Source organism: Streptomyces sp. BoleA5 (assembly GCF_000373665.1).
Classification (GTDB): Bacteria; Actinomycetota; Actinomycetes; order Streptomycetales; family Streptomycetaceae; genus Actinacidiphila.
Window position 1 is genome coordinate 56,829 of the sequence record NZ_KB892135.1, and the last position, 22,142, is coordinate 78,970.

At 73.3% G+C, this 22,142-nt stretch carries 23 protein-coding genes; 13 read left to right on the plus strand and 10 right to left on the minus strand.

What is annotated here, in order from left to right; all coding sequences use genetic code 11:
• Positions 1-9: 9 nt before the first annotated feature.
• On the minus strand, positions 10-996 hold the full coding sequence (locus B085_RS0133930; RefSeq protein WP_018563056.1) for an alpha/beta fold hydrolase: 987 nt from the start codon (positions 994-996) through the stop codon (positions 10-12).
• Positions 997-1,103: 107 nt separating this feature from the next.
• Here B085_RS0133930 and B085_RS0133935 point away from each other — a divergent pair, with 107 nt between their 5' ends.
• Entirely contained in the window at positions 1,104-1,751 is a 648-nt protein-coding gene (locus B085_RS0133935; protein ID WP_051102233.1) for a helix-turn-helix domain-containing protein, read from the plus strand.
• Positions 1,752-1,796: 45 nt separating this feature from the next.
• On the opposite strand, the gene B085_RS44700 is transcribed toward B085_RS0133935, so the two are convergent.
• From B085_RS44700 to B085_RS0133950, 3 genes are read right to left on the minus strand one after another with little or no spacing between them, the layout of a single operon-like run.
• Entirely contained in the window at positions 1,797-2,048 is a 252-nt protein-coding gene (locus B085_RS44700; RefSeq protein ID WP_018563058.1) for a hypothetical protein, read from the minus strand.
• A gap of 33 nt (positions 2,049-2,081) precedes the next feature.
• Positions 2,082-2,897, minus strand: a complete 816-nt coding sequence (locus tag B085_RS0133945; protein ID WP_018563059.1) for an AIM24 family protein — start codon at positions 2,895-2,897, stop codon at positions 2,082-2,084.
• A 34-nt stretch (positions 2,898-2,931) separates the two neighbouring features.
• On the minus strand, positions 2,932-4,203 hold the full coding sequence (locus B085_RS0133950; RefSeq protein ID WP_018563060.1) for an ROK family transcriptional regulator: 1,272 nt from the start codon (positions 4,201-4,203) through the stop codon (positions 2,932-2,934).
• 139 nt (positions 4,204-4,342) lie between these two features.
• Between B085_RS0133950 and B085_RS0133955 the strand changes: the two genes are divergently transcribed.
• The 4 genes from B085_RS0133955 to B085_RS0133970 are packed head-to-tail and all read left to right on the plus strand — an operon-like array spanning position 4,343 to position 8,937.
• Entirely contained in the window at positions 4,343-5,659 is a 1,317-nt protein-coding gene (locus B085_RS0133955; protein WP_018563061.1) for an ABC transporter substrate-binding protein, read from the plus strand.
• Between the two features lie 14 nt (positions 5,660-5,673).
• Positions 5,674-6,684, plus strand: coding sequence for an ABC transporter permease subunit (locus B085_RS0133960; protein ID WP_018563062.1), 1,011 nt, complete (start codon positions 5,674-5,676; stop codon positions 6,682-6,684).
• On the plus strand, positions 6,677-7,537 hold the full coding sequence (locus B085_RS0133965) for a carbohydrate ABC transporter permease (RefSeq protein ID WP_106435098.1): 861 nt from the start codon (positions 6,677-6,679) through the stop codon (positions 7,535-7,537). The genes B085_RS0133960 and B085_RS0133965 overlap by 8 nt, the downstream gene beginning before the upstream one ends.
• Positions 7,538-7,578: 41 nt before the next feature.
• Complete coding sequence (locus tag B085_RS0133970; protein WP_018563064.1) at positions 7,579-8,937, plus strand: GH1 family beta-glucosidase; 1,359 nt, start codon at positions 7,579-7,581, stop codon at positions 8,935-8,937.
• A gap of 359 nt (positions 8,938-9,296) precedes the next feature.
• Here B085_RS0133970 and alc read toward each other — a convergent pair whose 3' ends face one another.
• Positions 9,297-10,406, minus strand: a complete 1,110-nt coding sequence (alc, locus tag B085_RS0133975; RefSeq protein WP_018563065.1) for an allantoicase — start codon at positions 10,404-10,406, stop codon at positions 9,297-9,299.
• The gene (gene allB, locus B085_RS0133980) at positions 10,403-11,764 is read right to left on the minus strand and encodes an allantoinase AllB (RefSeq protein ID WP_018563066.1); all 1,362 of its coding nucleotides are present in this window, start codon (positions 11,762-11,764) and stop codon (positions 10,403-10,405) included. Before allB ends, alc begins: the two co-directional genes overlap by 4 nt.
• A 259-nt stretch (positions 11,765-12,023) precedes the next feature.
• Here allB and B085_RS0133985 point away from each other — a divergent pair, with 259 nt between their 5' ends.
• Positions 12,024-12,788 carry an IclR family transcriptional regulator gene (locus tag B085_RS0133985; protein ID WP_018563067.1) on the plus strand — a complete coding sequence of 255 codons (765 nt, stop codon included), beginning with the start codon at positions 12,024-12,026 and terminating at the stop codon, positions 12,786-12,788.
• A 281-nt stretch (positions 12,789-13,069) separates the two neighbouring features.
• Entirely contained in the window at positions 13,070-13,951 is an 882-nt protein-coding gene (locus B085_RS0133990) for an LLM class F420-dependent oxidoreductase (RefSeq protein ID WP_018563068.1), read from the plus strand.
• Positions 13,952-13,972: 21 nt separating this feature from the next.
• Here B085_RS0133990 and B085_RS0133995 read toward each other — a convergent pair whose 3' ends face one another.
• The gene (locus B085_RS0133995; protein WP_078620205.1) at positions 13,973-14,281 is read right to left on the minus strand and encodes a DUF5955 family protein; all 309 of its coding nucleotides are present in this window, start codon (positions 14,279-14,281) and stop codon (positions 13,973-13,975) included.
• A gap of 176 nt (positions 14,282-14,457) precedes the next feature.
• Complete coding sequence (locus B085_RS0134000) at positions 14,458-15,111, minus strand: histidine phosphatase family protein (RefSeq protein WP_018563070.1); 654 nt, start codon at positions 15,109-15,111, stop codon at positions 14,458-14,460.
• 45 nt (positions 15,112-15,156) lie between these two features.
• On the opposite strand from B085_RS0134000, the gene B085_RS0134005 reads away from it, so the two are divergent.
• From B085_RS0134005 to B085_RS0134020, 4 genes are all read left to right on the plus strand, one after another.
• Positions 15,157-15,801 (plus strand): nucleotidyltransferase family protein, encoded by a 645-nt coding sequence (locus B085_RS0134005; protein ID WP_018563071.1) that lies wholly within the window; start codon positions 15,157-15,159, stop codon positions 15,799-15,801.
• Positions 15,802-15,976: 175 nt separating this feature from the next.
• Complete coding sequence (gene aceB / locus B085_RS0134010; protein ID WP_018563072.1) at positions 15,977-17,599, plus strand: malate synthase A; 1,623 nt, start codon at positions 15,977-15,979, stop codon at positions 17,597-17,599.
• A 122-nt stretch (positions 17,600-17,721) separates the two neighbouring features.
• Complete coding sequence (locus B085_RS0134015) at positions 17,722-18,333, plus strand: exonuclease (protein WP_037733058.1); 612 nt, start codon at positions 17,722-17,724, stop codon at positions 18,331-18,333.
• Positions 18,323-18,928, plus strand: coding sequence for a class I SAM-dependent methyltransferase (locus B085_RS0134020; RefSeq protein ID WP_018563074.1), 606 nt, complete (start codon positions 18,323-18,325; stop codon positions 18,926-18,928). Before B085_RS0134015 ends, B085_RS0134020 begins: the two co-directional genes overlap by 11 nt.
• Positions 18,929-18,948: 20 nt before the next feature.
• Here the strand turns inward: B085_RS0134020 and B085_RS0134025 are convergent, their stop codons facing one another.
• On the minus strand, positions 18,949-19,269 hold the full coding sequence (locus tag B085_RS0134025) for a hypothetical protein (protein ID WP_018563075.1): 321 nt from the start codon (positions 19,267-19,269) through the stop codon (positions 18,949-18,951).
• Between the two features lie 187 nt (positions 19,270-19,456).
• Between B085_RS0134025 and B085_RS0134030 the strand changes: the two genes are divergently transcribed.
• A complete protein-coding gene (locus B085_RS0134030) occupies positions 19,457-20,548 on the plus strand; it encodes a PP2C family protein-serine/threonine phosphatase (RefSeq protein ID WP_018563076.1) in 1,092 nt (363 codons plus the stop codon).
• 61 nt (positions 20,549-20,609) lie between these two features.
• Here B085_RS0134030 and B085_RS51200 read toward each other — a convergent pair whose 3' ends face one another.
• A complete protein-coding gene (locus B085_RS51200) occupies positions 20,610-20,942 on the minus strand; it encodes a substrate-binding domain-containing protein (protein WP_026251725.1) in 333 nt (110 codons plus the stop codon).
• A gap of 72 nt (positions 20,943-21,014) precedes the next feature.
• Here B085_RS51200 and B085_RS51205 point away from each other — a divergent pair, with 72 nt between their 5' ends.
• On the plus strand, positions 21,015-22,064 hold the full coding sequence (locus tag B085_RS51205) for a hypothetical protein (protein WP_018563078.1): 1,050 nt from the start codon (positions 21,015-21,017) through the stop codon (positions 22,062-22,064).
• Positions 22,065-22,142: the final 78 nt, after the last annotated feature.

Genomic DNA, 22,142 nt, shown 5'->3' on the forward strand with positions numbered 1-22,142 from the left:
CCAGGCGGTTCAGCCCGTGAGGGTGTTGAGCCAGCCGGTCAGCAGACGGTTGATCTCCTCGGGGCGTTCCTGCTGGATCCAGTGGCCGCAGCCCTCTACGAGGTGGGAGGCGGTCAGGCCGGGGAGGGTGGTGGGGAAGGCGTCGATGGCGTCGGACATCCAGGTGGTCGAGGCGTCCAGGGCGCCGCCGATGAACAGGGACGGCTGCTTGATCGGGGCTCCGCGGTGGGGGGCGAGGTCTTCCCAGTCGCGGTCCACGTTGCGGTAGCGGTTGAGGGCGCCGGTCAGCCCCGCGCGCTCGAACTCTCCGGCGTACACGTCGAGGTCGTCCTCGGCCAGCCAGGCCGGGAGGACGCCGGCGGGAAAACGGTCACGTAGCCGGCCGCCGTGGGCGACGAAGTGCGGGTCGGGCTCGCCCTGGGCGGGCATGGTGTCGGCGGACAGGGCGGCGTAGAAGCCCGCGAGCCAGCCCCGCACGTCAGGCTCGATCTCCGTCTCGGCACGGCCGGGCTCCTGGAAGTAGGAGACGTAGAACTCCTGCTCGGGGCCGCCGATCCGGCCGAAGATGTCGGTGGGGCGGGGGCCGCCGGGTGGCGCGTACGGGACGCTCAGCAGGGCGACGGCGCTGAAGACCTCGGGGTGGAGCAGGGCGGAGGTGGCGGCGATGTTGGAGCCCCAGTCGTGGCCGACGACCACCGCGTTCTCCTCGCCGAGGGCGTGCACGAGGGCGACGTTGTCCTCCACCATGTCCAGCATCCGGTAGGCATCGGTCGCCGCGGGCTTGGATGAGCGGCCGTAGCCGCGCACGTCGAGCGCCACCGCCCGGTAGCCGGCCGCGGCGAGGGCCGGGAGCTGGCGGCGCCAGGAGTACCAGGACTCGGGGAAGCCGTGCACGAGCAGGACCAGCGGGCCGGTGCCCTGCTCGACCAGGTGCAGGCGCCCGGCAGGGGCCTCGACGGTGCGGTGGCGGAGTGCGGGGCACGGATCGGGCTGCATGGGGTCTTCTCTCGGTTCGCGGGTGGACGCAGGTACGCATCGATCATGCGACGCGGCGACCGTCCGATGCGATTACCCTTGCCAATCTGGCAAACTTGCAGGACAGGATGGTGGAGTGGCACGTCCGGAAGGGGGCATTGCGGGTGACAGGCGACCACGTGGCCGACACACTGGCGGCGATGGGCCCCCGGCTGCGGGCCGCACGCGAACACCGCGGCGCCACGCTCACCGGCGTCAGCTGCGCGACCGGCATCTCCCCGAGCACGCTGTCGCGGATCGAGACCAGCCGACGCAAGCCCACCCTGGAAGTGGTGCTGCGGTTGGCGAAGGAGTACGGCGTCTCCCTGGACGAACTGGCCGGCACCGCCCCCGCCGCCGCGCCCCGTACCTCCGCGCTCCAGCGTTTCGGCGACGACAAGGCGGTGCTGCCGCTGACCCGGTACGTCGGGGGCCTGCACGCCCACAAACACGTCCTACCCGCCGTCCAGGAGCCGCCCGCGCGGCCCCGGCAGGTCTCCCACGACGGCTGGGAATGGCTGTGCGTCCTGTACGGGCGGCTGTGGCTCGCCCTCGGCGACCAGGACCTCGTCCTGAGCGCCGGGGACGTCGCCGAGTTGGATACCCGCAATCCCCACGGGGTCACGAACGCCGGCCCCGGCGGCCCGGTCGAGTACCTGATCATGTTCGGGCCGCAGGGAGAGCGTCTGCGACCGCGCACCCCGCCCGCCCCCGGCCCCGGCCCCAGGGCCCGGTAGCACGCAGCGAACGAACGGCCTCACGTCCCGGACACGCCCAGGATGTCAGGGCTCTTCCTCGTCGGCCTCAGCGGCGTCGGGGTCACGGAAGGGGCGCGGGCCCTGGCCGGGGCCGCTGGCCTTGATGTCGAACAGGTAGCGGCTCAGGAAGTTGGTGTGCCGGTCCCTTGAGTGGGTGGGGCGGGCGACGTCCTCGTCCTTGATGTCGTGGCCTTCGGCGCGGAGCCCGGGCCACGGCGGCGACGCGACGCACGGCCGTGCGGCGGGTGGGCTTCGCCGCGGCCCGGCGCCGTGCACGGGGCTGCCCCGTGGGGCGGGACGGGGCGGGGGTCAGCCGGCGTGGGTGGAGAACAGCCCGCCGGTCGGGCCCTGCTTGTCGCCGCCCTGGGCCTTCTTCAGGGCGTTGGCCAGGCCCTCGATGGTCATGGACTGCAGGATGACCCGGCCGTCGCCCTCCAGGGTCGCCAGCGAGAGCCCCTCGCCACCGAAGACGGCGTTCATGATCCCCTGCCGGTTGAGCCCGCCGATGCGCTGCACGCCGTAGCGGACGCCGTCCTCGAAGGCGACGATGCAGCCGGTGTCGACCTCGATGCGGCCGCCGAAGTCGGCGGGGTTGAGGTCGATGAAGTTGCCCGCGCCCGCGATGATCACCGTGCCGCGGCCGGTGAACTTCTCCAGGATGAAGCCCTCGCCGCCGCTGGTGCCGGTGCGGCCGCCCTGGAAGGCGATGCCGAAGTCGACGGTCGACTCGGCGGCCACGAAGGCGTCCTTCTCCGCGTACCAGGCGCGCGACCCGTCCAGCTCCAGGGCGCGCATCTCGCCGGGCAGGACGCCCGCGAAGCCGACGGTGCCCTCGCCGCCGCTCGCGCTGAAGTACTGGAAGGCGATGCTCTCGCCCGCCAGCATGCGCTGGCCGGCCTGCATGGCCGTGCCCATCGCCTGGCGCAGCATGCCGCCCATGCCGCCGCCCGCCCCGCCGCCCTGGTCCTGGCGCTGGGCGCCGGGGCCGGCCAGCCGGGTGTCCATGCTCACGTTCGCGGTCTTGAACAGGAACTTCCCCGCCTCGCAGTAGACGGTCTGGCCGGGCTGAAGGGTGCACACGGCCATCTGCATGGCGTTGCCGACGATCTGCTGCTTGAGGGTCACTGCTGTGCTCCGGGTGGTCTCGGGGTGCTCTCGTTCAGGCGGATGTACCCGACAACGAACGACCCGGACGATTCGGTTCCGGTTGCTCCTCCGGCCGCGCGGCGGGGGCGGTCGGCCGCCCGCCGGCGTCGAGGAAGCGGGCGAGCGGCAGGGTGGCGGCGCCGACCGTGACCGCGTCCGTCCCGAGCCGGCCCAGCTCGATGGAGGTCTGGGCGCAGGGGTGGTGCAGCGCGTAGGCGGCGGTGGCCTCGCGGACGGCGTCCAGCAGCCGGGGACCGATCATCAGGCCGGTCCAGCCGGACAGCACGATGCGCTCGGGGTTGAAGAGGTTGACGAGGTCGGCGATGCCGGCGCCGAGGTACTCGGCGGTCTCGTCGAGCAGCGCGACGGCGGCGGCCTCTCCGGCCTCGGCGGCGGCGAGGAGGGCCGCGATCGCGGACTCCTCGCTCACCCCGGCGGGCGCGTCCCAGCGCTCGATGAGCGCCTCGGCGCCCACGTAGGCCTCCAGGCAGCCGCGGGCGCCGCAGCGGCAGCGCCGTCCGCCGACCTGGAGGGTGGTGTGCCCCCACTCCCCCGCACTGCTGCTGGCGCCGCGGTACGGCTTGCCGTCGGCGACCACGCAGGCGCCGACCCCGGAACCGAGCAGGGCGATCACGGCGTTGCGCGCGCCGCGGCCGGCGCCGAACCACATCTCGGCCTGGCCGAGGGTCTTGGCGCCGTTGTCGATGTGGAGCGGCAGCGAGGTGCCCTCGGCGAGCAGCGCGCCGAGGGGGACGGCGTCCCAGCCGATGGTCTGGCCGTGGACGACCGCGCCGGCGCCGCCGGCGCCCTGTTCGACGATGCCGGGGACGCCGATGCCGACGCCCAGCACGAGGGCGGGGTCGACGCGGGCGTCCTCCAGGACGACGGAGAGGCCGTCGAGGATGAGCTGGACGACGAGGGCGACGTCGTGGCCGCTGTCCGCCAGCGGACGGTCGGTGGAGGAGAGTTCGGCGAGGGCGAGGTCGAAGAGGGTGACGCGGACGCGGGTCTCGCCGACGTCGACGCCGATGAGGAAGCCGTGCCGGGGGGCGACCTTGAGCATAACGCGGGGGCGGCCGCCGTCGGACTCGACGGAGCCGGCCTCCTCGACGACGCCGTCGGCGATGAGCTCGGCCACGACGTTGCTGATGGAACCTGTGCTCAGTCCGGTGTCCCTGGCCAACTCCTGACGGCTGAGGGGTCCTTCGAAGTACAGGTGACGCAAGAGCGCCGAACGGTTGCCCCGCCGCAGGTCGCGTACGGTCCGCTTGCCTCGGTCTGCCATGGTGCTCCCTCCCCGGCTGAATCTATCGCTGCGCCAAGTCTTGACGCCAGGTTTTCTCAGACGTTAAATCACGCCTTGAATTAAGGCGTGACGTTCTTCACTTCCCGAAGGCACCCACCCTGGAGAGGGATCCCCGGTCATGCACATCACCCGTACCACCGCCGCCGCGACGCTCGCGGCCGCGCTCATCGCCTCCGCCACCGCGTGCGGCGGCGGCTCCTCGACCGACGGCGGCGGCAACGGCAGCCCCAAGGAGCTCACCTACTGGGCCAGCAACCAGGGCGCCAGCCTGGAGGCCGACAAGGCGACCCTGACGCCCGAGCTGAAGAAATTCGAGAAGCAGACCGGGATCAAGGTCAAGCTCGAGGTCATCCCGTGGTCCGACCTGCTCAACCGGATCCTCGCCGCGGCCACCTCCGGCCAGGGCCCCGACGTCCTCAACATCGGCAACACCTGGTCCGCCTCGCTGCAGGCCACGGGCGCCCTGCGCCCCTTCGACGCCAAGGCGTTCGAGGCCATCGGCGGCAAGGACCGCTTCGTCTCCTCGGCCCTGGGCGCGACGGGCGCCGAGGGCAAGGACCCGGCCGCGGTCCCGCTGTACTCGCTGGCGTACGGCCTGTACTACAACAAGAAGATGTTCGCCGACGCGGGCATAGCCAACCCGCCCGCCACCTGGGACGAGCTCGTCGCCGACGGCAAGAAGCTCACCAAGGGCGGCAAGTACGGCCTCGCCGTCGAGGGCGGCAACCTCTCCGAGAACGTCCACCACGCCTTCGTCTTCGGCAAGCAGCACGGCGCCGACTTCTTCGACGCCTCCGGGAAGCCGACCTTCACCACCCCCGAGGCGGTCACGGCCGTCAAGCAGTACATCGACTTCATCGCCAAGGACAAGATCACGGCCCCCGGCAACGCCGAGTACGCGGCCAACCAGTCCGTCGCCGACTTCGCCACCGGCAAGGCCGCCATGCTGCTCTGGCAGGCCGCCGGCTCCTCGCTGAAGTCCCACGGCATGAAGCCCGAGGACTACGGCGTCGCCCAGGTGCCGTTCCAGACCGCGGGCGCCTCCGGCGACACCGCCGTGAACTCGATGGTGGCGGGCATCAACCTGGCCGTCTTCAAGAAGACCGACAACGTCGACGGCGCGCTGAAGTTCGTGAAGTTCATGACCAGCGACGACGAGCAGAAGATCCTCAACGGCACCTACGGCTCGCTCCCGCCCGTCAAGGCCGCCCAGTCCGACCCGGCCTTCGCCACCCCGGACCTGAAGGTCCTCGCGGACGCGCTCGCCAAGAGCGCGGCGCCGCTGCCGCAGGTCGCCAACGAGAGCCAGTTCGAGACCGCCGTCGGTACCGCGATGAAGGACCTGTTCGCCGACGCCGCCGCCGGGAAGCCGGTCACCACCGACAGCGTCAAGGCCGCCCTCGAAAAGGCCCAGCAGCAGATGCCGGCGTCGTGAGCGTGAAGGAACCCGTGACCGCCACCGTGCCGCCCGTCCGGCACAGCTCCAAGACGCCTCCCCCCGGCGGCCGGCGGGCCGCCGGGGGGAGGGCCCCGCGGTCGCGGCTGCGCCTGCCGGCGCGGCTGCGGCGCGCGTCGCTCCCGTACGTCCTGCTCCTGCCGGCCCTCGCGCTGGAACTGCTCATCCACCTGGTGCCGATGGTCGTCGGCGTGGTGATGAGCTTCAAGGAGCTCACCCAGTTCTTCATCAGCGACTGGTCGGCCGCCCCCTGGAAGGGCCTGGACAACTACCGCGTGGCGGTGGACTTCAACGCACCGGTCGGCGAGGACCTGCTCAAGTCCTTCCTCGTCACCTGCGAGTTCACGGTGCTGGCGGTCGGGCTGTCCTGGCTGTTCGGCACCGCCGCCGCGATCCTGATGCAGGACGCCTTCCGCGGCCGCGGACTGCTGCGCGCGGTCTTCCTGGTGCCGTACGCGCTGCCGGTCTACGCGGCGGTGATCACCTGGTCGTTCATGTTCCAGCGGGACACCGGCATGATCAACCACGTCCTCCACGACCAGCTGCACCTCACCGACGGCCGGCCCTTCTGGCTGATCGGCGACAACAGCTTCTTCGCGCTGGTGACGGTGTCGGTGTGGCGGCAGTGGCCGTTCGCGTTCCTGTGCCTGATGGCCGGTCTGCAGAACATCCCGCGCGAGCTGTACGAGGCGGCGGCGATGGACGGCGCCGGGATCTGGCAGCAGATCCGCAGGATCACCCTGCCGTCGCTGCGCCCGGTCAACCAGGTGCTGGTGCTGGTGCTGTTCCTGTGGACGTTCAACGACTTCAACACGCCCTATGTGCTGTTCGGGCGGGCCGCGCCGGACGCCGCGGACCTGATCTCGATCCACATCTACCAGTCGTCGTTCGTGACCTGGAACTTCGGCTCCGGCTCGGCGATGTCCGTGCTGCTGCTGCTGTTCCTGCTCGTCGTGACGGTGCTCTACCTGCTCGCCACCTCCCTGAGGAGGAAGGATGCCTGACGCCCGCAGCCCCATGGCCGCGCCGCGCTCCTTCGTGTGGACCCGGCGGATCGTGCTGACCGTGCTGACGGCCTTCGCGCTGGCGCCGGTGTTCGTCATGGTCGTCTCGTCGCTGAAGCCGCTGCAGGACGTGCAGGGCCCGTTCCGCTGGTTCCCCAGCGGCTTCACCCTGCGCCCGTACGCGGACATCTGGCACACCGTGCCGCTCGCCCGGTACTTCGTGAACTCGCTGCTCGTGGCGGGCGGGGCGACGCTGTGCTCGGTCGCGGTGGCGATCTTCGCGGCGTACGCGGTGAGCCGCTACGACTTCAAGGGGCGCCGCTTCTTCTCGGTGACGATCCTGTCCACCCAGATGTTCCCCGGCATACTCTTCCTGCTGCCGCTCTTCCTGATCTTCGTCAACCTCGGCAACGCCACGGGCATCGCCCTGTACGGCAGCCGCGGCGGCCTGATCCTGACCTACCTCACCTTCTCGCTCCCCTTCTCCATCTGGATGCTGGCGGGCTACTTCGACTCGATCCCCCGGGACCTGGACGAGGCCGCCATGGTCGACGGGTGCGGGCCGCTGGGCGCGCTGTTCCGGGTGGTCGTCCCGGCCGCCGTGCCCGGCATCGTCGCGGTCTGCGTGTACGCGTTCATGACGGCCTGGGGCGAGGTGCTGTTCGCCTCCGTCATGACCAACGACACCACCCGCACGCTCGCCGTCGGCCTGCAGGGCTACGCCACCCAGACCGACGTGTACTGGAACCAGGTCATGGCCGCCTCGCTCGTGGTCAGCGTGCCCGTCGTCGCCGGGTTCCTGCTCCTGCAGCGCTACCTCGTCGCCGGGCTGACCGCCGGCGCCGTCAAGTGAGCCCCACCGCCCCTCAGCGTCACCCGAACGAAAGGCAGTCCGTGACCCTCGACCTCAGCGCCCTCCCCGACGGATTCGTGTGGGGCGCCGCGACGGCCGCTTACCAGATCGAAGGAGCCGTGGCCGAGGACGGCCGAGCGCCCTCCATCTGGGACACCTTCTCCCGCACCCCGGGGAAGGTCGCGAACGGCGACACCGGTGACGTCGCCTGCGACCACTACCACCGCGTGCCGGAGGACATCGGCCTGATGGGCCGGCTCGGCCTGGACGCGTACCGCTTCTCACTCGCCTGGCCGCGCGTGATGCCGCAGGGCGGCGGGCCGGTCAACCCCGCGGGCCTGGCCTTCTACGACCGCCTGGTGGACGCCCTGCTGGAGGCGGGCATCACCCCCTTCCCCACCCTGTACCACTGGGACCTGCCGCAGGCGCAGCAGGACCGCGGCGGCTGGCCGGAGCGGGAGACCGCGCTGCGCTTCGCCGAGTACGCGGCCGTGGTGGCCGAGCGGCTCGGGGACCGGGTCACCCACTGGGCGACGCTCAACGAGCCACTGTGCTCGGCCTGGATCGGCCATCTGCAGGGCGTGATGGCCCCCGGCCTCACGGACCTGACGGCAGCCGTCCGCGCCTCGTACCACCTGCACCTGGGCCACGGGCTGGCGGTGCAGGCGCTGCGCGCCGCGATCCCGAACGCGCAGGTCGGCATCGTCAACAACCTCAGCCCGTGCGAGCCGGCCTCCGACCGGCCCGAGGACGTCGCCGCGGCGCTGCGCGCCGACGGACACACCAACCGCTGGTGGCTGGACCCGATCCACGGCCGCGGCTACCCCGAGGACATGCTGGAGCTGTACGGGGTCGAACTGCCCGTGCAGGCGGGCGACATGGAGGCCATCGCGGCGCCGCTGGACTGGCTGGGCCTCAACTACTACTTCCGCGACATCGTTGCCGACGACCCGGCGGGGCCGGTCCCCCACACCCGCGCCGTGCGCGTCCCCGACGTCCGCCGCACCGCGATGGACTGGGAGGTGCACGCCGGCGGCCTGGAGCGGCTGCTGCTGCGGCTGACCGAGGAGTACGGCGCCCGCAAGATCTACGTCACCGAGAACGGCTCGGCGTACGAGGACCACGTCGGCCCCGACGGGCAGGTCCACGACCCCGAGCGCACCGCCTACCTGGAGGAGCACCTGGCGGCCTGCGCCCGCGCCGTGCGCGGCGGTGCCCCGCTCGCCGGCTACTTCGCCTGGTCGCTGCTGGACAACTTCGAGTGGGCGTACGGCTACGACAAGCGCTTCGGCCTCGTCCACGTCGACTACGCGACCCAGCGCCGGACCGTCAAGGGCAGCGGCCGCCGCTACGCCGACATCATCGCCGCCCACCGCGGCCGCGCCCGCAGCGCGGCCTGACCCCCCTCGTCATCCCGTCTCCACCCCGCGGCCGACGGCGCCCTGCTGCAGCAGTACACCTGCAACGGCACCGCGGCCCAGGCCTTCCGGCTGACGCCGTCGGGCTGACCGGCCCCGCGCGGCGCCGGCGTACGAGGGAGACGCCGGCGCCGCGCGGCACCAGCACCCCCTCCGGGGCACCGGGGCCCCGGAGGGGGCTCACCATCGGCGGCGGGCGCGACAGCGGCGCCGCGGACGCCTTCGCGCGTGACGTCCCGCTGCCGCCCGGGCGCCGGGCGGTCCACGCCGTCGAGGCGACGGTGGGAGACCACACCTCGCTCCAGCGGGTGCCGCTCGTGCCCGCCGCCTCCTGAGGGCCGTCAGGCCAGCTCGGCCCAGCGCCGGGCCAGGAGCGCGGCGCCCGCCCCGGTCAGTGAGCCCCACAGCCGCAGGCGGGCGATGCCTCCGTCGGGATAGATCTCCAGCCGTACGTGGGTGGCGGGCGGGACGCCGACCACGAAGCGGTGGACGGTGTCGGGCTGCAGGGGGGTGCGGGGCAGGATCTCGAACCACTCGCCGTCCTCGCCGTCGCGGCCGAGCAGGGCGGCCCAGCCGGCGGCGTTGCCCTTGTAGTAGCCGGTGTCGATCTCGACGGCGCGTACGGTGCCCTGCCCGGCGAGGCGGTAGCGCGCCCAGTCGTGGCCCTTGTCGCGGCGGCGGCGGGTCTCCCAGCCGTCGCCCATGCGACGGGAGGTGCCCGGCAGGATGGGGTTGACCGGGGAGGAGTAGAAGCGGTCGGAGACGTCCTCGGGGGCGCCGCCGTTCTCCAGCGCGACCAGGTCGAAGGTGCCGAGCGCGGTCAGCCACGCCGGGTCGGGGACGACCTCGCCGTGGACGCGCAGCCGGGCGATGCCGCCGTCGGGGAACTGCTTGAGCCGCAGGTGCGTGAAGCGGCGCTCCACGGCCGTCTCGAAGCCGTTGGCGGCGTGGCCGCCGACGGCCGTGCGGGGCACGAGTTCCGTCCACTCCACGCCGTCGGCGAGCAGGTCCTCGGGGGCGGCGGACAGGGATGCGCAGGTGGCTTCGACGGCGATCTGCTGAGGGTGGTTGCCGCGGAAGTGGGCGGTGTCCACGACCACGCCCCGCACGATCCCGGGGGCGGCGAGGCGGATCAGCGCCCAGTCGTGGTCGGCGTCGGCGGGGTGGGGGCCGGCGGCGTCGGCACCGCGGCGGCGGCGGGTCTCCCAGCCGTCCATGACCTGCCCCTTGTGGCCGAAGTGCTCGGCACGGAACTCGGGCCGCTCGGGGACGAGCAGGTTCTCCCGTTCGGCGAAGAACTCGTCGTTGGCGGCGATCACGCCTGCGCCCAGGCGCCGGTCGGCGAGGTCGGCGAGACCCGTGAAGGGCAGGTCGGCGCCGCGGTAGTCGGCGTAGGGGTCCCCTCCGGGGTACGGCTGGGCGGCGCCGGTGTACCGGGGTACGGCGGTCACGCGTTCTCCCTTGTGATGAGGCGGCCGGAGGGGTGGGCCGGGGTTCCGTGGTCGGCGATCCGCTCGCCGCGCAGCCAGGTGCTCCGTACGACCCCCTGGAGGGTGCGGCCCGCGTAGGCGGTGACCCGGTTGCGGTGGTGGAGCGCCGCCGGGTCCACGGTGAAGCTCTCGTCGGGAGCCAGGACGGCGAAGTCGGCGTCGTGGCCGGGCGCGACGGCGCCCTTGGTGGTGAGCCCGGCGAGGCGTGCCGGGCCCCGCGCCATCCAGCCGACCACGTCGGCGAGCGTGGCGCCACGCCGGCGGGCCTCGGTCCAGATCGCGGGCAGGCCGAGCTGCAGGGAGGAGATCCCTCCCCAGGCGGCGCCGAAGTCGCCGGTGTCGAGGTGCTTGAGGTCGGCGGTCGAGGGCGAGTGGTCGGAGACGACGCAGTCGAGGGTGCCGTCGAGCAGGCCCTGCCACAGGGCCTCCCGGTTGCCCGCCTCGCGGATCGGCGGGCAGCACTTGAACTGGGTCGCGCCGTCGGGGACCTCCTCGGCGGTGAGGGTCAGGTAGTGCGGGCAGGTCTCGGCCGTCAGCCGTACGCCGTCGCGGCGGGCGGCCGCGATCAGGGGCAGTGCCTCGGCGGAGGACAGGTGCAGGACGTGCACCCGGCAGTCCAGGCGGCGGGCGAGGGCGATCAGCGCCTCGACCGCGGCGTTCTCGGCGGCGCGGGGGCGGGAGGCGAGGAAGCCTGCGTATGCGGGGCCGGAGGGCTGCGGGGCGCCCTCGATGAGCCGGGAGTCCTCGGCGTGGACGATCAGCAGCCCGTCGAACCGGGCGATCCCGCGCATCGCCTCCTCCAGTTCCGCCGGGCCGAGCTGGGGGAACTCCCCGACGCCGGAGGGCAGCAGGAAGCACTTGAAGCCGAAGACCCCGGCCTCGTGGAGGGGGCGCAGATCCTTGGCGTTGCCGGGTACGGCGCCGCCCCAGAAGCCGACGTCGGTGTGGATCCGGCCGCGGGCGGCGGCGCGCTTGACCTCCAGGTGGGCGGTGGTGGTGGTCGGCGGGATGCTGTTGAGCGGCATGTCGATCAGCGTCGTGACGCCGCCGGCCGCGGCGGCCCGGGTGGCGGTCTCGAAGCCCTCCCATTCGCTGCGCCCGGGGTCGTTGACGTGGACGTGGGTGTCGACCAGGCCGGGGAGCAGGGCGTCCGTGCCGAGGTCGACCAGGCGGGCACCGGGCGGGGCCTCGGTCCCGTACGGCAGGACGGCGGCGATCCGGCCGCCCGCGACGGCCACGTCGGCGGGGCGCTCGCCCTGCGGTGTGACGACCCGCGGTGAACGCAGCACGAGCTCGATCGCGTCAGCGGCCTCGGACACGGGTTCCCCTTCCACCGGCGTCGCACAGGAATTCAACGTTCTGTTGAAACGCATCCTCCGCTCGCGCGCGAGCCGCCGTCAACCCCTTCCCCGGCGCCGCACGCCGCCCCGGCGGTACAGTTGGATAATTCCACCCAATGGAATGCGTTTTCCGCACACACCGGCCACCGCCGCGCCCACGGCCGCCCCGAACAGCGGTCACCTGCCTGGTCAGGGCCGGTAGGCTGCACCATCACCACCGTCCGCCTGGGGAGGAAACGTGGCGTCAGACCGCGCCGGGGGCGTCCAGTCCCTCGAACGCGCCTTCGACCTGCTGGAGCGGATGGCCGACGCGGGCGGCGAGGTGGGCCTCAGCGAACTGTCCGCGAGCAGCGGGCTGCCGCTGCCCACGATCCACCGGCTGATGCGCACCCTGGTCGACTGCGGCTACGTACGCCAGCAGCCCAACCGCCGCTACGCGCTGGGGCCCCGGCTGATCCGCCTGGGCGAGAGCTCGGCCCGCCTCCTGGGCACCTGGGCCCGCCCCTACCTGGCGGAGCTGGTCGAGGCGACCGGCGAGACCGCCAACATGGCGCTCCTCGACGGCGACGAGGTCGTCTACGTCGCCCAGGTCCCCTCACGGCACTCGATGCGGATGTTCACCGAGGTCGGACGGCGCGTCCTGCCGCACTCCACGGGCGTCGGCAAGGCCCTGCTGGCCCACGTCCCGCCGGAGGAGGTGCGCGCCCTGCTGGCCCGCACCGGGATGCCGGCGGCCACCGAGCGGACCATCGTCGAGCCGGACGCCTTCCTCGCGGAACTGGAGCACATCCGCGCGCAGGGCTACGCCGTCGACGACAACGAGCAGGAGGTCGGGGTCCGCTGCCTGGCGGTCACCGTCCCCGACTCCCCCACGGCCGCCGCCATCTCCATCTCCGGACCCGCCGGACGGGTGACCGAGGCGGCCACGGAGAAGATCGTGCCGGTGCTGCAGGGCGTGGCGCGGCAGCTGTCGGCGGCCCTGGCGAGCAACGGCGCGGCCTGAGCGCCCGGTCGGCATGGCGCCCGCGCCGGTGGGTGCGGGCGGGCGGGCGGTTCGGCTGTCGCGCCGTCTCGCGCCCTGCGGGCGCACAGGCGATGCGAAACCCGGGGCCACGACAAAGCGAGGGCCGCCCCAGACGGCCGCCGACGCGGCGAAAGCGGTCGCCGCACAGGCACACGTGGCCGGAAGCAGGACGTCGCGCCCCCGCGACAGCTTGACCTCGAGCGCACTCCAAGGCCTACGGTCAGCACCGTAACGACCCCACGACCCCGGACGGGGGGACCATGCAACTGGGCTTGCACCTCACGAAGTTCGACCATCCGGCAGGACCGGCCGGGCTCGCGCCCGCGCTGGCCGCGGCGGGCGAGGCCGCCGAGTCGGCCGGCGCGGGCTGGCTGTCGGTGATGGACCACTACTTCCAGATGGAGAACAACGGCGGGGCCGAGGCCGCCATGCTGGAGGCCTACACGACGCTGGGCTTCCTCGCCGCCCGGACCTCCTCCGTACGGCTCGGCGTCCTCGTCACCGGGGTCACCTACCGCCACCCCGGCCTGCTGGCGAAGATCGCGACCACGCTCGACGTCCTGTCCGGCGGTCGGACGACGCTGGGGCTCGGCGCCGCCTGGTACGAGCGTGAGCACCTGGGCCTGGGCGTGCCCTTCCCGCCGCTCGCGGAGCGCTTCGAACGGCTGGAGGAGACCCTGCGGATCTGCCTGCAGATGTGGGACGGGGGCGACGACGGCCCCTTCGAGGGCACGCACTACTCCCTGGCGGAGACCCGCAGCGCCCCGGCCCCGGTGAGCACGCCCCGCCCGGAGATCATGATCGGGGGCGGCGGCGAGCGGAAGACCCTCCGCCTGGTCGCCCGGTACGCCGACGCCTGCAACCTCTTCGCCTCCTCGACCACCGAGGTCGCGCACAAGCTGGACGTGCTGCGCGCCCACTGCGACGAGGCCGGACGCGACTACGAGCGGATCCGCAAGACCATGCTCTTCGTAGGCGACTCCATCCGCGACGGCGACACCGACGCCTTCGTCGCCGACATGGCCGGCTACGCCAAGCTCGGCGTCGACACGGTCATCGTGGTCCCGCCGGACGCCGAGCCGGCCGGCTGGATCGACAGCCGCTGCGCGCCGGCCGTCCCCCGGCTGGCCGAACTCGGCTGACCGGCCCGCGGGCGCCCCGCGTCACTGGGGACGCGGGCTGCCGAACAGCTCGATCGCCCGCCGCACCTCGGTGAGGGCACCGGCCAGGGCGCTGACGGAGCCGAGCGCCCCGGCGATCACGAGCAGGCCGCGGCGCAGCCGCAGGACGTCCGGGACACCGGCGTCCGCGGCGGCGGCCAGCGCGGAGAGCTCGTCCTCGGCGATGTGCCGGTCCGGTAAGTTGCCCCGGTACCCGGCGAGTTCACGGCGACAGCGGGCGACCGCGACCCGCAGGGCGGTCACCCTCGGGTCGAGGGTCCCGTCGTCGTCCACCGCCGCGCGGGCGGCCATGTCCTTCACCACTGATACGTCCCCCACAGGTAGGCCCCCGGTGATCCCCCATGGGCGGCCGGCCCCATCCGGTCCGCCGCATCGGGGAGGACAGTAAACGCGACGGAGCGCTTCCCCCGCTATACGGAGAGCGAAATCCGCCGTAACTTCCTTCCTCACGTGCCGACTTGCCGACATCAACGTCCGGGACCCGCGATCCGGTTCCAGTCGACGAGCCGCCAGTTCCCGGTGTCGTCGCGCCACCAGCGGGCCATCGAGGCGTTGACCACGCGGCCGTCGCCGGGCGGCGGGGTCCCCAGCAGGCGGCACAGTGCCAGCACCACCGCGTCGTGCGTGACGACCAGCAGGGGCGGGCCCGGGCGGGCGACGGCGTCCTCCAGGAAGTCCCTGACGCGCACCTCGACGTCCCGCGGCGACTCCCCGCCCGGCGGGCGGTAGGCGGCCTCGCCCTCACGCTCGCGCCGCAGCGCCTCCTCGGGGAAGCGCTCGCGCACCCCTTTCGAGGTGATCAGCTCCAGCAGGCCCATGCCGCGGTCCCGGAGGCGTTCGTCGTAGGCGACGGGCAGCGGTTCGCGGCCCGCGGCCACGCCGGCCTCCTCGACGGCGCGCAGCGTCTGCCGGGCCCGCTCGAAGGGCGAGCAGCGGACACGGCCGGGTGCCTGCGCACCGGGCAGCTCCAGCAGCTCACGGCCCAGCCGCGCCGACTGCTCCCGCCCGAGCGCGGTCAGCGCCACGCCGGCGTCCCGGACCCCGTCCAGGGACCTGCCGCGGGCGAAGGCCGCGTTGGCCTCGCTCTCGCCGTGGCGTACGGCGATGATCCAGCTCGCCATGCCCGGTCCTTTCCCCCGCCCCCCGTCCACGGTATCCAGGGGAGCATGGAACGCGACGCGAGCACGGGCACGGTGGCCGGGCTGCTGCTGGCCGCCGGCGGAGGCAGGCGGCTGGGCGGCCGCCCCAAGGCGCTGCTGGAGTACGGGGGCCGCCCACTGGTCGAGCACACGGCGCGGGCGCTGCGGGCCGGCGGCTGCGGCCCGGTCCACATCGTGCTGGGCGCGGACGCCGCCCGGGTGCGCGAACGGGCCGCCCTGGACGAGTACGCCGTCACCGTGAACCCGCGCTGGGAGCAGGGCATGGGCTCCTCACTGCGCGCGGGCCTGGAGGCACTGGCCGGCACCGGCGCGCCGGCCGTGGTCGTGGCACTGGTGGACCAGCCGGGGATCGGGGCCACGGCGGTGGCCCGGGTGGTGGCCGCGTACGCCTCGCCGCGCACCCTCGCCTCCGCCGCGTACGGCGGCAGGAGGGGCCATCCGATCCTGCTGGGCGCCGCCCACTGGGCGGCGATCGCCGCGAGTGCGGTGGGGGACCAGGGGGCACGCTCCTACCTGAGGCGGCACGAGGAGGCGATCGCACTCGTCGAGTGCGGGGACGTCGCCCTCCCCGCCGACATCGACACCCCGGACGACCTGCGGCTGCTGGCGGACCCGCCGGAGCCCCCTGCACCGGGTGCCACAGAACGTTGAACTTCCGCAATGCAAAAACTATGCTCCACCCAGCAGAAGCGCCCGTACGGTCGGCGCGCCTCGCAGCCGAAACCCGCCCGGTCCGGCATCCCGTGCCAGGGCCGGGGCGCGGTGGCCGCCCGGCTCCGCCGGCCGCACGGCACCACCCCTCATCGGCAAGAGGAGAGTCAGGTACATGTCCGCATCAGGGCCCGCACCGCACGCCGTCGTCGCCGACACCGCACCCCCCGTCGAGCGCGCGGAGGAGGTGCTGACCGACGGGGCGCTCGCCTTCCTGGCCGAACTCCACCGCCGGTTCGCGCCCCGCCGCACGGAACTCCTCGCCAGGCGCAGGGAACGCCGCGCCGAGATCGCCCGCACCGGCACCCTCGACTTCCTCCCGGAGACCGCCCACATCCGCGAAGGCGACTGGCGCGTCGCCGACGCCCCCGCCACGCTGGACGACCGCCGCGTGGAGATCACCGGCCCCACCGACCGCAAGATGACCATCAACGCCCTCAACTCCGGAGCCCGGATCTGGCTCGCCGACTTCGAGGACGCCTCCGCCCCCACCTGGGAGAACGTCGTCGGCGGCCAGGTCAACCTGATCGACGCCTACGAGCGCCGCATCGACTTCACCTCCCCCGAGGGCAAGTCCTACGCGCTGAAGGACGAGACGGAACTCGCCACCGTCGTCATGCGCCCCCGCGGCTGGCACCTCGACGAACGCCACCTGACCGTCGACGGCGAACCCGTCCCCGGCGCCCTCGTCGACTTCGGCCTCTACTTCTTCCACAACGCGCGGCGCCTGCTCGCCAAGGGCAAAGGCCCCTACTTCTACCTCCCCAAGACCGAGTCCCACCTCGAAGCCCGCCTGTGGAACGACGTGTTCGTCCTCGCCCAGGACCTCCTCGGCGTGGCGCAGGGCACCATCCGCGCCACCGTCCTCATCGAGACGATCACCGCGGCCTTCGAGATGGAGGAGATCCTCTACGAACTCCGCGACCACGCCTCCGGCCTCAACGCCGGCCGCTGGGACTACCTGTTCTCCATCGTCAAGAACTTCCGCGACGCCGGCGAGCGCTACATCCTGCCCGACCGCAACGCCGTGACGATGACCGCGCCCTTCATGCGCGCCTACACCGAACTGCTGGTCCGCACCTGCCACAAGCGCGGCGCCCACGCCATCGGCGGCATGGCCGCCTTCATCCCCTCCCGGCGCGACGCCGAGGTCAACGCGGTCGCCTTCGAGAAGGTCAAGGCCGACAAGGACCGCGAGGCCCACGACGGCTTCGACGGCTCCTGGGTCGCCCACCCCGACCTGGTGCCGATCGCCCGCGCCTCCTTCGACGCCGTCCTCGGCGACCGGCCGAACCAGAAGGACCGGCTGCGCGAGGACGTCCACGTCACCGCCGCCGACCTGCTGGCCGTCGACTCCCTCGAGACCAGGCCCACCTACGAGGGACTGCGCAACGCCGTCCAGGTCGGCACCCGCTACATCGAGGCCTGGCTGAGGGGCATGGGCGCCGTCGCCATCTTCAACCTCATGGAGGACGCCGCCACCGCCGAGATCTCCCGCTCCCAGATCTGGCAGTGGGTCAACGCCGGCGTCGTCTTCGCCGACAACGGCGAGAAGGCCACCGCCGACCTCGTACGCACCCTGGCCGACCGGGAACTCGCCGCCATCCGCGAGGAGACCGGCGAGCAGGCCTTCGCCGCCGGCCGCTGGCAGCAGGCCCACGACCTGCTCCTGAAGACGGCACTCGACGAGACCTACGTCGACTTCCTGACGCTGCCGGCGTACGAACTGCTGGACTGAACCACGCGCGCTCTCCCCGGCCACCGCCGGGGAGAGCCGCCACCCGCCGCGGGACCCGGCACCTCCCGCGACCCCCGAAAAAGCCGGGTATCCGACGCGGCGCCGCTGGCATGATCGTCGGCATGCCAGCACCCCGACCGCGCGCCGTGCGGCCCAGCCTGTACATCTCGGTGGACATCGAAGCGGACGGCCCCATCCCCGGCCCGTACTCGATGCTCAGCCTCGGGGCCGCCGTCGCGGGCCGGCAGGACACCGGCCGATTCACCGCCGCCGACCCCGAACGGGACACCTTCTACCGCGAACTGCGCCCCACCGGGACCGAGACCGCCCCGCAGGCGCTCGCCGTCAGCGGCCTGGACCGGGCACGCCAGACCGCCGAGGGCAGCGAACCGGCCGCCGCCATGGCCGAGTTCACCGCATGCGTGCGCGCCGGCAGCGAAGACGCCCAGCCCGTCAAGACCGGCTACCCCGCCGGCTACGACTGGATGCTCCTGTACTGGCACCTCATCCGCTTCACCGGCTCCAGCCCCTTCGGGCACTCCGGCTGCCTCGACATGAAGACCATGTACGCCACCAAGGCCGGCGTCCCGCTGCGCGCCGTCGCCAAGGGCACCATGCCCCGCGAACTGCGCTCCCGCCGCCGCCACACCCACCACGCCCTCGACGACGCCATCGAGCAGGCCGAACTCTTCGCCAACCTCATGAACCGGAAGGGCACCACGCATGCCCTTTGACCACAACGACCACTACCACCGGCTGCTCCTGCGCAACATCCCGCCCGGCGCGCTCACCGCCCTGGACGTCGGATGCGGCACCGGACGCTTCGCCCGGCGCCTGGCCGCCCGCGGACTGCGGGTCGACGCGATCGACGCCTCCCCGCAGGCCGTGGCAGCGGCCGGAACCGCGCCCGGGGTCACCTTCCGCACCGCGGACGCCACCGCCGTGGACCTCCCCACGGCCCACTACGACCTCATCACCTGCCTGGCCAGCCTCCACCACATGCCGTTCGGCACGGTCACCGCACTGCGCGCCGCGCTCGCCCCCGGCGGCACCCTGCTCGTCCTGGGCTGCTACCCCGAACACACCCCCGCCGACTGGGCGGTGAGCCTGGCGGCCGTCCCCGTCAACGCCGCCGCCCGGCTCGCCGTCGCCGCCGCCGACCGGATCCGCGGCCACGGACCGCAACCGGTCCGGGCCCCCGTGCGCCCACCCGGCACGCCCCTGCCGCAGATCCGCGCCGAAGCGGCGCAACTGCTGCCGGGCAGCCGCGTCAGGCGCCTGCTGTTCTGGCGCTACCTGCTGGTGTACCGCGACCGCACGGCCGGCTGACCGGCCCTCGCCGGCCCCGCTCAGGCCTGACCGGTGTCGAAACGGCTGATCTTGCCGCCGTCAACGGTGAAACGCCACTTGGTGCGCATCTCACCCCACGCGTCGTTGCGGTAGTCCGCGATGAGGGTGAGCCCCGCCGAGTCCTGGGACTGAACGTCCATGTGGCCGTGGGAATCGAAGATCTCCCGCTCCGCCCACTCCTGCAGGTCGCGGTCGGAGCCGTCGTCGGACATCGTCGCGTTCTCGGTGAGCGCGGCCTCGAAGGCGTCCCTGTCCCCGGCGTTCACCGCCGAGACGAAGGCGCGCACGGCCGGTTCGTTGAGGGCGTCGGTGCGGATCATCGCTGCTGCTCCCTGTGCTCACGGGTCGTGCCACCAGCCTCGCCCGAGCGACCCCGGCGCGCTACCCGGGGCCCGGCCGCCCGCCCGCCGTTCACCCGCGGGGACCGCCACGGCTGGCCCCGCGACGGGACCACGGCGACCCTGGGATCCAGCCCGGCGGCCCGACAGCGACGGCAGGAGCACACGCGTGGCGAGTGGGGGCGAGGACCTCACCGGCGAAGGACGCGACGTCCTGCGGTACGTCCGGCTGCTCCCCGTCGTACTGCTCGTCGGCGGCTTCCTGGTCGACTACCTGACACCCGCCCAGTTCAGCGCCACCGCCTTCTACTCCGTCGCCCCCATGCTCGCCGCCCCCCTGATGTCCCTGCCCGGCACCGTCCTGGTCGGAGTCGGCGCCATCGCCGCCGACGCGGGCATCCTCGCCCACTTCGGATACATCGGCGGCCCAGGCGGCATCAGCGAACTGCTGTCGATCTGCGCCGTCGCCGCCGTGGCCGTGTTCATCAACCGCCTCCTCCACATCCGCGAGGTACGGCTGCGCTCCGCGCGCAGCGTCGCCGCCGCCGTGCAACGCGCCGTGCTGCCCGTACCGCCGCGGCACGTCGGGCCCTACCGCATCGCCGCCCGCTACGAGACCGCCGAGGCCGAGGCGGAGATCGGCGGCGACCTCTACACCGTCCAGGACACCCCCTACGGGCTGCGCTGCATCATGGGCGACGTACGCGGCAAGGGCATGGCCGCAGTGGCGGCGGCCACCGTCGTGCTCGGCGCGTTCCGCATGGCCGCCGACGAGGAACCCACCCTCGCGGGAGTGGCGGCCCGCATGGACCGGGCACTGTGGCGCGAGGCCGAACGCCGCGAGGGCATGGACCGCCTGGAATGGTTCGTCACCGCCGTCCTCGCCGAGTTCCCGGCCGACGGCACGGGACTGCGCCTGGTCAACCGCGGGCACCCGTCCCCGCTGGTGCTGCACCGGGGCGGCGTGCGCTCCGCGGAACCGGCGGGCCACGCCCTGCCCCTCGGAATGGGCCTGTGCGAGGCCGCGGACCACGTCGACACCGTCGCCTTCCCGCCCGGTTCCACCCTGCTCATGCACACCGACGGCGTCACCGAGGCCCGCGACGCCGACGGCGCCTTCTACGACCCCGTCACCCGGCTGGACGGTGTGCCCTTCACCGGCCCCGCCGAACTGCTCGACGCCCTCCTGGACGACGTCCACGCCCACACCGGCGGCCCCCGCAACGACGACATGGCACTCCTGGCGGTCTGCCACTTCTAGACCGCCCCGCCGCCCCGCCCGCCGCCCCGCCCGCCGCGGCCGTCAGCAACCGTCAGGGCCCTTACGCCGCCCCGCAGGAGGACCGCACCCGCAGCGAGGGCAGCAGATCCACGTGCCGGCGCGGCGAAGACGCCCCGCCCGCCGCGACGCGCTCCAGCAGCAGGGCGACCGCCGCCTCCCCCACCTCCCGCTTGGGCGCCGCGACCGCCGTCAGCGGCGGATCCGCCAGACCGGCCGCCTGATCGTCGTAGACCACGAACGCCAGGTCCTCCGGAACACGCAGCCCCAGCGCCTTCAACCGGGAGACCACCATGACCGCCAGTTCGTCACCGTGCATCAGCACCGCGTGCACCCCGTGCTCCTCCACCAGCGCCCGCACATGCCGCACCGCCACGTCTACGGAGATCTCGACCCTCGCATTACTTGGTGCTCCATGCCTGTCACACCCTGCCCCTACGCTGCTGCCGTGACCGCGCCCGCTCTGCGCCAGCTCCGCGCCGCCCTGGAACGTGCCCTCGCCGACCCGGCCATCGCCACCTCCCGCTCCCGGGAGGAACGGCTGCGAAAGGCCGCCGCCGTACTGGAGCGTGCGGCCCCCGACGTCCCGCCCCAGGCGCTGGGCGGCCTCGACGAGCTGTTCGCCGACGCCGTCCTGGGCCACCCCGGGCGGCCGGACACCGTGCTCGGCCGCATCGCGGCCGGTCTCTACCGCACCCGTGCGGGCCAGGTGGGCAGGCCGCTCACCCCTGCGAGCCAGCGCGACGTCATGGACGGCATCGCCGACCTCAACCGGGCCGCCGGACGCCCCGCGTTCGGGTGGCAGGCCCGTGGGATGCGCCCCTGGTCCAAACACACCAAGGAGCCCCTGGACTTCACCGGGCACATCGTGCTGCGCCGGGCCCTGAGCACCCCCGTGGAGCCGCGCCGCGAGCCGTACCGGCTGCGGCTGCTGGCGGCGCTGGAGGTGCTGTGGGCGACGGCGGTGCCGCGCGAGGGCCTGGTGGCCGCGGACATCACCGACCTGTCGGCGCAGGAGTCCCGCATCCGGCTCACCGTGAACCTGCCCGGCCGGACGGCGCCGACCCGGCAGGACTTCGCGCTCCCCCGGTCGGCGCGGGCGGCGCTGCGGCTCTGGCTGCCGGTGCGCCGGGAGGTCGTCGCCCGGCACCTGGACGCGGGGCCGGACCATCCCGCCAACCAGGCCCTGTTCGTCACCCTGCGGCACACCGTGGCCGAACCGGCCTCGGGGGCGGCCCGGATGGTGCCGCCCGGCATCCGCATCACGGGGAACGGGCTGGAGACCGACTACAGCAAGTGGGCGCGCAGGCTCAACGGCGACCACGCCGGGCAGAAGGGCTGGCCGGTGCCGACCGACCTGTACACCGTCTCCCGCGGCGGCGCGGTCCTGCGCGAGGCCCAGGGCCGCTCGCAGGGGCGCGGCCCGTCCCGTCACGCAGGTTCAGCGGGTGCGGGCCCGCGCCCGGTGGCCGTCGAGGACGTCCTGGCGGAGCAGTGAACCGAAGCCCGCGGACTCCAGACGCCGGCCCAGTTGCGCCTCGTCGACCCGGCAGGAACCGGGAGAGAGTGAAGGGGC

Excerpts from the sequence above, each read along its gene's own strand:
- B085_RS0133935 (WP_051102233.1), top strand. The coding sequence starts at position 1,104 with ATGGTGGAGTGGCACGTCCGGAAGGGGGCATTGCGGGTGACAGGCGAC.
- B085_RS0134020 (WP_018563074.1), top strand. The coding sequence starts at position 18,323 with ATGCCCTTTGACCACAACGACCACTACCACCGGCTGCTCCTGCGCAAC.
- B085_RS0133965 (WP_106435098.1), top strand. The coding sequence starts at position 6,677 with ATGCCTGACGCCCGCAGCCCCATGGCCGCGCCGCGCTCCTTCGTGTGG.
- B085_RS0133995 (WP_078620205.1), bottom strand. The coding sequence starts at position 14,281 with ATGGCCGCCCGCGCGGCGGTGGACGACGACGGGACCCTCGACCCGAGG.
- B085_RS0133930 (WP_018563056.1), bottom strand. The coding sequence starts at position 996 with ATGCAGCCCGATCCGTGCCCCGCACTCCGCCACCGCACCGTCGAGGCC.
- B085_RS0134015 (WP_037733058.1), top strand. The coding sequence starts at position 17,722 with ATGCCAGCACCCCGACCGCGCGCCGTGCGGCCCAGCCTGTACATCTCG.
- B085_RS0133990 (WP_018563068.1), top strand. The coding sequence starts at position 13,070 with ATGCAACTGGGCTTGCACCTCACGAAGTTCGACCATCCGGCAGGACCG.
- B085_RS0134005 (WP_018563071.1), top strand. The coding sequence starts at position 15,157 with ATGGAACGCGACGCGAGCACGGGCACGGTGGCCGGGCTGCTGCTGGCC.
- B085_RS0134000 (WP_018563070.1), bottom strand. The coding sequence starts at position 15,111 with ATGGCGAGCTGGATCATCGCCGTACGCCACGGCGAGAGCGAGGCCAAC.
- B085_RS0133955 (WP_018563061.1), top strand. The coding sequence starts at position 4,343 with ATGCACATCACCCGTACCACCGCCGCCGCGACGCTCGCGGCCGCGCTC.
- B085_RS0133950 (WP_018563060.1), bottom strand. The coding sequence starts at position 4,203 with ATGGCAGACCGAGGCAAGCGGACCGTACGCGACCTGCGGCGGGGCAAC.
- B085_RS0134025 (WP_018563075.1), bottom strand. The coding sequence starts at position 19,269 with ATGATCCGCACCGACGCCCTCAACGAACCGGCCGTGCGCGCCTTCGTC.
- aceB (WP_018563072.1), top strand. The coding sequence starts at position 15,977 with ATGTCCGCATCAGGGCCCGCACCGCACGCCGTCGTCGCCGACACCGCA.